At 70.7% G+C, this 9,007-nt stretch carries 7 protein-coding genes; 4 read left to right on the plus strand and 3 right to left on the minus strand.

The genetic code is table 11. The annotated features are described in order from the left end of the window. Both G3I40_RS32255 and G3I40_RS32260 read right to left on the minus strand, forming a co-directional pair. The coding region (locus G3I40_RS32255; RefSeq protein ID WP_164306162.1) for a four-carbon acid sugar kinase family protein at window positions 1-586 on the minus strand (586 nt) is incomplete at its 3' end. A gap of 156 nt (window positions 587-742) precedes the next feature. Continuing rightward, the gene (locus tag G3I40_RS32260) at window positions 743-1,828 is read right to left on the minus strand and encodes a LacI family DNA-binding transcriptional regulator (protein ID WP_164306163.1); all 1,086 of its coding nucleotides are present in this window, start codon (window positions 1,826-1,828) and stop codon (window positions 743-745) included. 338 nt (window positions 1,829-2,166) lie between these two features. Between G3I40_RS32260 and G3I40_RS32265 the strand changes: the two genes are divergently transcribed. The 4 genes from G3I40_RS32265 to G3I40_RS32280 all read left to right on the plus strand — a co-directional run bounded on the left by G3I40_RS32265 (window position 2,167) and on the right by G3I40_RS32280 (window position 7,190). Next, entirely contained in the window at window positions 2,167-3,441 is a 1,275-nt protein-coding gene (locus tag G3I40_RS32265; RefSeq protein ID WP_164306164.1) for an extracellular solute-binding protein, read from the plus strand. An 87-nt stretch (window positions 3,442-3,528) separates the two neighbouring features. Further along, complete coding sequence (locus G3I40_RS32270; RefSeq protein ID WP_164306165.1) at window positions 3,529-4,521, plus strand: sugar ABC transporter permease; 993 nt, start codon at window positions 3,529-3,531, stop codon at window positions 4,519-4,521. A 19-nt stretch (window positions 4,522-4,540) separates the two neighbouring features. Next, window positions 4,541-5,461: a sugar ABC transporter permease gene (locus tag G3I40_RS32275; RefSeq protein ID WP_164306166.1), complete on the plus strand. Its 921-nt coding sequence runs from the start codon at window positions 4,541-4,543 to the stop codon at window positions 5,459-5,461. 67 nt (window positions 5,462-5,528) lie between these two features. After that, window positions 5,529-7,190, plus strand: coding sequence for a glycoside hydrolase family 13 protein (locus G3I40_RS32280; protein WP_164306167.1), 1,662 nt, complete (start codon window positions 5,529-5,531; stop codon window positions 7,188-7,190). 55 nt (window positions 7,191-7,245) lie between these two features. Here the strand turns inward: G3I40_RS32280 and G3I40_RS32285 are convergent, their stop codons facing one another. Further along, entirely contained in the window at window positions 7,246-8,676 is a 1,431-nt protein-coding gene (locus G3I40_RS32285; protein WP_239092070.1) for an alpha-amylase family protein, read from the minus strand. Between the last annotated feature and the right edge of the window lie 331 nt (window positions 8,677-9,007).

Here is a 9,007-nt window from a genome sequence, read left to right on the forward strand (position 1 = left end):
GCGACCCCACCCACAGCACGTCGTCGGCGCGCGGCACCGATGCCACGAGGCCGTCCAGGTCGGCGTCGCTCACCGCGTCGCACACGAACATGCCGCCCGCCGCGGTCCCGGGCGCCGCGCCCGGGACCGTGCGGAGCGCCTCGGGCAGCAGGTCCCTCAGGTCCGAGCAGCGCACCGGATGCACCGGATCGCGACCGAACGCGCTCTCATGGACCGGGACGCCGTCGACGTACTGGACACCGCCGACCGTGGTCCTGCCCTGCGCCGGGAACGCGGGCGCGACGATCACGGAGCCGCGCCCCGAGCCCCGCCACGCGGCCCGGATCTCCGCGGCCAGGTGTCCGCGCAGCGTGGAGTCGACCGTCTTCAGCACCAGGTCCGCGGGCCGGACGAGCCGGGCCGCCGCCTCGGTGCGCGCCACCGCGTGCCGCTCGTCGACGCCACGGGTGTCGAGAGCGAAGGCGAGCACGCCCGCCTCGTCCGGGAGAGGGGAGGCCGGCGGTGCGAACAGGACGCGCGCGTTCCGGAACGGGGCCGCGCCGTCCCCCGCGCTCGTGAGGTCGTCGGCCAGGATCGCGACGCGCAAGAGGGTCCCTTCGGGCAGGTGAGTGAGCGGTCGGTGGGATGAGGCGACCCCGGGTGACCGACCACGCAGACCCCATCATCCGCCGGGCACCCCGCGGTCACCAGGCCGTGGACCCGGGCCCGTCGCCCCGGGGCGTCGCACGAGGAGACCCGCGCGTCAGATCCGGCCCGTGACCGCCGGGCCCGACGCCGTCGAACCGCGCACCACCAGTTCGGGCATGAACACGAACTCCGTGTGCGGTGCCGGGGTGCCGCCGATCTCCTCCAGGACCGCACGGACGGCGGCCTGGCCCATCGCCTGCACGGGCTTGCGCACGGTGGTCAGCGGCGGATCGGTGAAGGCGATCAGCGGGGAGTCGTCGAAGCCGACCACCGAGACGTCGTCGGGGACCTCCAGGCCGCGCCGGCGTGCCGCCCGGATCGCGCCGAGCGCCATCATGTCGCTGGCGCAGACGAGCGCCGTGCAACCGCGGTCGAGGAGCGCGGACGCCGCGGCCTGGCCGCCCTCCAAGGTGTACAGCGAGTGCTGGACGAGGTCCCGCTCGATGGCGTCCGGCGACAGGCCGAAACGGTCCTGCATCGCGCGCAGGAACCCCTCGGTCTTCCGCTGCACCGGCACGAAGCGCTTCGGACCGAGCGCGAGCCCGATCCGGCTGTGGCCCAGCGACGCGAGATGGGTGACGGCCAATTGCATCGCGGCCCGGTCGTCCGGCGAGATGAACGGTGCCTGCACCTTCGGCGAGAACCCGTCGACGAGCACGAACGGCACGCCCTGCGCCCGGAGTTGCTCGTAGCGTTGGGTGTCGGCCGTGGTGTCCGCGTGCAGCCCGGACACGTAGATGATGGCGCTCACCCCCCGGTCGACGAGCATCTCGGTGAGCTCGTCCTCGGTGGAGCCGCCCGGGGTCTGGGTGGCGAGCACCGGTGTGTAGCCCTGCCGGGTCAGCGCCTGCCCGATGGTCTGGGCGAGCGCCGGGAAGATCGGGTTCTCCAGCTCCGGGGTGATCAGGCCGACCAGGCCCTCGCTGCGCTGCCGCAGCCGCACGGGCCGCTCGTAGCCCAGCACGTCGAGTGCGGCGAGCACCAACTGGCGGGTGGCCGACGCGACGCCCGGCTTGCCGTTGAGCACCCGGCTGACCGTCGCCTCGCTGACCCCGGCCTGCGCCGCGATGTCGGCGAGGCGCGCGGTCGCGGGTGGGGACTGGGCCGGTCGCCTGGCAGCCCGTGCGGGCAGCTGCGTCATCGCACTCCTTGAGGGACGTCCTGGGGCAAGGCTCCCGATGATCCCCGGGTGACCGCCATGTGGCAAGAGCTTGCAGGGCCTTGCAGAGCGGCATAGTGCAGGATAAGCGGGCATAACTCCCCATCTCATGTGCCCTCTTGCCGGTGATGGAGCGGCAACTCGCCGCCATGGCTGCAATTTTTTGCTGCAAGGTCTTTCGCCGGGCTTGCTGCGCTGTTACGTTCACGTCGCCCGGCGGCAGCAACGGCGCGGTCGGCACGTCGGCCAGGGCCGGCAGGCGGGGGGCGGACGGGACCTCTCCCCGCCCACACACGGGCTTTCACCCTCTAGGAGATCTCATGCGGCGTGGCATAGCGGCCACCGCGGTGGTGGCGTCCCTCGCACTCGCGGCGACGGCTTGTGGCGGAAGCGACGACGACGGCGGCAAGGCGTCGGGCCCGGTCACCATCACGTGGTGGGACACGTCGAACGCCACCAACGAGGCACCCACGTACAAGGCGTTGGTCAAGGACTTCGAGAAGGCCAACCCCACCATCAAGGTGAAGTACACCAACGTGCCCTTCGACCAGGCGCAGAACAAGTTCGACACCGCCGCCGGCGCCAGCGGCGCACCGGACGTGCTGCGCGCCGAGGTCGGCTGGACGCCCGCGTTCGCGAAGAAGAGCTACCTCCTGCCGCTGGACGGCACCGAGGCCCTCGCGGACCAGGGCAAGTTCCAGGCGAGCCTGATCAAGCAGGCCCAGTTCGACGGCAAGACCTACGGCGTCCCGCTGGTCACCGACACCCTCGCCCTCGTCTACAACAAGGCGCTCTTCAAGAAGGCGGGCATCGCCCAGGCCCCCACCACCTGGGAGGAGCTGAAGGCGGACGCCGCCAAGGTCAAGGACAAGACCGGCGCCGACGGCTACTGGGGCTCCACGGCCGGCTACTACGCCCAGCCGTTCCTGTTCGGCGAGGGCACCGACACCGTCGACGCCACCGGCAAGAAGATCACCATCGGCTCCGCCGGGGCCAAGAAGGGCCTCACCACCTGGCAGGGCCTCTTCAACGGCACGGGCCTGCACAAGGCCGACGCCACCGCCGACGCGTACGCCCACATCCAGGACGCCTTCGTCACCGGCAAGGTCGCCTCGATCATCCAGGGCCCGTGGGAGATCACGAACTTCTACAAGGGCTCCGCGTTCAAGGACAAGGCCAACCTCGGCATCGCCACGGTCCCGGCCGGCACGGCGGGCAAGGCGGGCGCCCCGACCGGCGGCCACAACCTCTCCGTGTACGCGGGCTCCGACAAGGCGCACCAGACCGCGTCCCTGAAGTTCGTGCAGTGGATGACGTCGGCGAAGACGCAGGAGCAGATCGCCCTGAAGAACTCGACGCTGCCGACGCGCGCGGACGCGTACACCGCGAAGGTCACCGCCGACCCCGGCATCGCCGGTTACCAGAAGGTGCTCACCGCGGCCCAGCCGCGCCCCGAGCTGCCCGAGTACAGCTCGCTGTGGACGCCGATGGACCAGGAACTGCCGAAGGTCGCCACCGGCAAGGAGTCCCTGGACAAGGGCCTGGACAGCCTGGTGACGTCCTTCGCCAAGCTCGTCCCCGACTTCTCCAAGTAGTCCTCCACGGAGCCCGGTTCGCGCCCCCAGGGGAAGCGCGCGAACCGGGCGCCGCCGCGCCGCCGCCCGACTCAGAAGGTGCCCCGCATGACCCTTGCCGCCGAACGACCGGCCACGAAGAGCCGCCCGCCACGCCCAGGACCGCTCCAGCGCTTCAAGGACTCGTACCGCAGGTACTGGTACGCGTACGCGATGATCGCCCCGGTCGTCGTCGTCCTCGGCGTCCTCGTCGGCTACCCCCTGGTGCGGGGCCTCTACCTGACGCTCACCGACGCCAACAGCCTCAACTCCGCCCGCACCATCGGCGTCAACCACATCGACGCCACCTACAAGTTCATCGGCCTCGACAACTACGCCGACATCCTGTGGGGCCCGTCCTCCTACGACCGCTTCTGGTCGCACTTCGTGTGGACCGTCGTGTGGACCGCGCTCTGCGTCGCCCTGCACTACTGCATCGGGCTCGGCCTCGCGCTGCTGCTCAACCAGAAGATGCGCGGGCGCACCTTCTACCGGCTGATGCTGATCCTGCCCTGGGCCGTGCCGACGTTCGTCACCGTCTTCGCGTGGCGGATCATGCTCGCCGACTCCGGCATCATCAACTCCGCCCTCGGCTCGCTCCACCTGCCGCAGCCCGAGTGGCTGGAGGACCCCTTCTTCCAGCGCGTCGCCGCGATCCTCGTCAACACGTGGTGCGGGGTGCCGTTCATGATGATCTCGCTGCTCGGCGGCCTGCAGTCCATCGACACCTCCCTGTACGAGGCCGCGGAGATGGACGGCGCGAGCGCCTGGCAGCGCTTCCGCCACATCACCCTGCCGGGCCTCAGGTCGGTCAGCTCCACCGTCGTCCTGCTGGGCGTCATCTGGACGTTCAACCAGTTCGCGATCATCTTCCTGCTGTTCGGCAACACCGCGCCGGACGCCCAGATCCTCGTCACGTGGGCCTATCGCCTGGGCTTCGGCCAGCAGCCGCGGGACTTCGCGCAGTCGGCCGCGTACGGGGTGCTGCTGCTGTCGATCCTGACCGTCTTCACGTCCTTCTACTACCGCTGGTTGAGGCGCAATGAGCAGCTCGCCGTCTGACGCCGCAGGAGCCACCACCATGAGCACCACGACTGCCTCTGTCCCGAAGGCCCCCGCCCGGCGCTCCGCACCCGGGAAGCCGGCGGCGGACACGCGCCGGGTACGGCGGCGCGGTGAACCGGGCCCGGGCGTCAAGGTGTTCTCGCACGGCGTGCTCGCCGTGGCGAGCCTGGTCGCGCTCTTCCCCATCGTCTGGCTGGTGTACCTGTCCCTCGGCCCGGACAAGGACGACTACCTGCACCCCGGCGACATCTTCGGCAAGGCCACCCTCGACAACTACGCGCACGTCCTGCGGCACACCGGGTTCTTCGACTGGATGGTCTCCACGCTGATCGTGTCGCTCGGCACGACCGTCATCGGCGTGCTGTTCGCCGCGACCACCGGGTACGCCGTGTCCCGGATGCGCTTTCCCGGCTACAAGCCGCTGATGTGGATGCTGCTGCTCACGCAGGCGTTCCCCATCGCCGTCCTGATCGTGCCGATGTACGAGATCTTCGCCGAACTCGGCCTCGTCGACAGCTACCTGGGCCTGGTCCTCGCCTACTGCACCACCGTCGTGCCGTACTGCACGTGGCTGATGAAGGGGTACTTCGACACGGTCCCCGTCGAGATCGACGAGGCGGGGCGCATCGACGGGCTCTCGCCGTTCGGCACCTTCTACCGGCTGATCCTGCCGCTCGCGAAGCCGGGCATCGCGGTCGCCGCCTTCTACAGCTTCATCACCGCGTTCGCCGAGGTCCCCTTCGCGTCCACGTTCCTGCTCGACGACTCCAAGTACACCTTCGCGGTCGGCCTGCAGAGCTTCATCAGCGAACACGACGCCCAGTGGGGTCTGATGGCCGCCACCGCGGTGTTGATCGCCGTCCCCGTCACCGCCTTCTTCTACCTTGTCCAGAAGCACCTGGTCACCGGCCTGACGGCGGGCGGCACCAAGGGCTGAACGACCCTCGGACACTCACCAGTTGCCGGCTGTGCGCACGCAGCCTCCCTCACGCAGCAAGGACACCATGACTCAGCACTCCACGGACGAGTCCCCGGCGTTCGCCACCACGACCCGCGAGAGCGCCGACTGGTGGCGGCACGCGGTCATCTACCAGGTCTATCCGCGCAGCTTCGCCGACAGCGACGGCGACGGCACCGGCGACCTCGAAGGCATCCGCCGCCGCCTGCCCCACCTGCGCGACCTCGGCGTGGACGCGGTGTGGCTGTCGCCGTTCTACGCCTCCCCGCAGGCCGACGGCGGCTACGACGTCGCCGACTACCGTGCCGTCGACCCCCGGTACGGCACGCTCCTCGACGCCGACGGGGTGATCCGCGACGCGCACGCGCTCGACCTGCGCGTCATCGTGGACCTGGTACCGAACCACTCCTCCGACCAGCACGAGTGGTTCCGGCGTGCGGTCGCCGAGGGCCCCGGCTCGCCGGCCCGCGAGCGCTACCACTTCCGCCCCGGCAAGGGCGCGCACGGTGAACTTCCGCCCAACGACTGGGAGTCCATCTTCGGCGGTCCCGCCTGGACCCGGCTCGCCGACGGCGAGTGGTACCTGCACCTCTTCGCGCCCGAGCAGCCCGACTTCAACTGGGAACACCCGGCCGTCGCCGACGAGTTCCGCTCCATCCTGCGCTTCTGGCTCGACATGGGCGTCGACGGCTTCCGCATCGACGTGGCGCACGGCCTGGTCAAGGCGCCGGGCCTGCCGGACCTCGGCACGCACGACCAGGTGAAGCTCCTCGGCAACGACGTCATGCCGTTCTTCGACCAGGACGGCGTGCACGCCATCTACCGTTCGTGGCGCACCCTCCTCGACGAGTACGACGGCGACAAGATCTTCGTCGCCGAGGCCTGGACGCCCACCGTCGAGCGCACGGCCCACTACGTACGCCCCGACGAGCTGCACCAGGCCTTCAACTTCCAGTACCTGTCGGCTCCTTGGGACGCGACGGAACTGCGCGCCATCATCGACAGCACCCTCGACGCGATGCGGCCCGTCGGCGCCCCGGCCACCTGGGTCCTGTCCAACCACGACGTGACCCGGCACGCCACGCGGTACGCCAACCCGCCGGCCGGCACCCAGATCCGCACCCCCGGCGACCGCGCGCTCGGCCTGCGCCGGGCCCGCGCCGCCACGCTCCTGATGCTGGCGCTGCCTGGTTCCGCGTACGTCTACCAGGGTGAGGAGCTGGGCCTGCCGGACGTCACCGACCTGCCCGACGAGGCCCGCCAGGACCCCTCCTTCTTCCGGGCCCAGGGGCAGGACGGCTTCCGCGACGGCTGCCGGGTGCCGATCCCGTGGACCAGGGCGGGGTCCTCGTACGGCTTCGGCGACGGCGGCAGCTGGCTCCCGCAGCCCGACGGCTGGGGGGAGCTGAGCGTCGAGGCGCAGACCGGCGACCCCGGCTCCACCCTGGAGCTGTACCGCTCGGCCCTCGCGGTGCGGCGCGCCCAGCCGGGCCTCGGCGCCGGCGACGGCGTGACCTGGCGCGACGACGCCCCCGAGGGGGTGCTGTCCTTCGCGCGCCCCGGGTTCGCGTGCACGGTCAACACGACGGGGGAGCCGGTCCGGGTGGCCGCGCCCGGCCGGGTGCTGTTGTCCTCCGCGCCGGTGGCGGTCGAGAGCGGCCGCGTCGAGCTGCCGGCCGACACCACCGTGTGGTGGGAGACGACCTGACCCGCACACGGCAGCGGGGGCCGGTCGTCACCGGCCCCCGCTCCCGCTCCCGGCCCTAACGCGTGGCGTGGAACGCGACCGCCGACTTCGCGGGCACGGTCAGTGTCGCCCTGCCGTCGGAGACGGTGACGGACGTGGCGCCGCCGTCGATGTCGTTCGGGTACGTGCCGTCTGGCAGGCCCGTCGTGTACGTGAAGGTGTTCTCCGCGGAGCTGTTGTTGAGCGCGACGAAGCCCGCGGAACCCCGGCCGAACCCGATGACGTTCGACGCCGGGGACTGCCAGTCGGTGACGGCGGCGCCCGCGGCGGCGTTGTGCCAGCCGACCATGCCGGTGACGGCCGTGTCGCGGTCCAGGCACGTCCAGCCGCCGGCGCAGTCCGTGTCGGTCACGAAGCCGTTGCCGTCGTTCGGCGGCGCCTGGTCGCTCTGGTCGAAGTTCCAGGCGGCGTAGACCGACGGGCGGCCGTAGCCCCGCGCCAGCTGGAAGACGTTGGCGAGGGTGGCGGTGGCGCCGTCCTTGTAGCTGAGGGTGTAGCCGTTGCGCTCGGTGTCGTGGTTGGTGACGAAGGTGTTGGAGTGCTCTTCGTCCGCCAGTCCCCAACTACTGCCGAACGACGCGAGGTTGGCGATGTCGCCGCCGCCGAACTGGGACTTCATCGCGGCGGCGTAGGTGAAGTCCAGGACGTCGCCGTTGGCGTAGTAGTCGCCGACGGCCGGAGGATTGCCCGGGTACACCTCCTGGGTGACGTAAGGGGCCGCACCCGAGGCCGTCTTGTGCAGGGCCCCGACGATCGCGCTCAGGTCGCCGGTCTCGATGTGCTTGGCGGCGTCCACGCGGAAGCCGTCGACGCCCAGGTCGATCTGCTTGTTGAGGAAGCCGATTATCTTGTCCCGCACGCCCTGTTCGGCGGTGTCGAGATCGGGCATGCCGAGCAGTTCGCAGTGCTGGACCTCGTGCTGGTCCGACCAGTTGGCGATGGTCTTCGTGCAGTCGTCGCTGTCGGCCGGGTCGAAGTCCGGGGTGTCGTACCTGTTGCCGAGGGTGGTGCCCGCGTAGCCGGTTCCGGTCTGCGCGGCGGTGTGGTTGATGACGGCGTCGGTGTAGACCTGGATGCCCGCGCCGTGACAGGTGTCGATCATCGACTTGAAGTCGGCGGCGCTGCCGAAGCGGCTGTCGAGCGCGTACGAGTAGGGCTGGTAGACGTCCCACCAGTAGAAGTCGGCCTGCCGGAGGGACTCCTCGGGCGGGGCGACCTGCACGGCGCCGTATCCGGCCGGATCGAGGGTGTCGGTGCACTCCTTGGCGACCGACTTCCAGTTCCACTGCCACAGGTTGGCGATGACGTCGCCGTTCGGGGCGCCCGTGTCGGCGGCGGCTCCGGGGGTGGGAAGCGTGACGACGCCGCCCAGTGCCAGCGCGCCGACGGCCAGCGCGGTGGCGAGGGGGCGCCGTGCCCGTGGGGGAGGTGTGGGGGACATGCTCATGTGCGGCTCCTGAAATGGGGGGATCCCGCCGGTCTGCGAGGGCGGGGATCGAGCAACGCACCGTGAGCGTGGGGGAGTTGAACCGGTCGCGTCAAGGCTGTTGCTGAAAGTTCTTTCTGCGTCTTGCGGAAGTCTTGCAGCAAGGATCCTGCAAGCGGTACGGTCACGCGGCGGACCGGTGCCGCCTCCCCGCATGCCGGTTCCGCCCTCCCAAGAGCCCTGATTCCGCGAGGAGTTCACGCCTTGAGCCGCCCCCGTTCCCTCCCGCACAGACGGGCCGCCGCGTACGCCGCGGCCGCCGCGCTGCTCACCGTTGTCCAGCCGCTCGCGG

The organism is Streptomyces sp. SID14478 (genome assembly GCF_010548525.1).
Taxonomy (GTDB): domain Bacteria; phylum Actinomycetota; class Actinomycetes; order Streptomycetales; family Streptomycetaceae; genus Streptomyces.

Bases quoted from the DNA above. Each gene is read 5' to 3' on its own strand.
- G3I40_RS32260 (WP_164306163.1), bottom strand. From the start codon at position 1,828: ATGACGCAGCTGCCCGCACGGGCTGCCAGGCGACCGGCCCAGTCCCCA.
- G3I40_RS32265 (WP_164306164.1), top strand. From the start codon at position 2,167: ATGCGGCGTGGCATAGCGGCCACCGCGGTGGTGGCGTCCCTCGCACTC.
- G3I40_RS32270 (WP_164306165.1), top strand. From the start codon at position 3,529: ATGACCCTTGCCGCCGAACGACCGGCCACGAAGAGCCGCCCGCCACGC.
- G3I40_RS32275 (WP_164306166.1), top strand. From the start codon at position 4,541: ATGAGCACCACGACTGCCTCTGTCCCGAAGGCCCCCGCCCGGCGCTCC.
- G3I40_RS32280 (WP_164306167.1), top strand. From the start codon at position 5,529: ATGACTCAGCACTCCACGGACGAGTCCCCGGCGTTCGCCACCACGACC.
- G3I40_RS32285 (WP_239092070.1), bottom strand. From the start codon at position 8,676: ATGAGCATGTCCCCCACACCTCCCCCACGGGCACGGCGCCCCCTCGCC.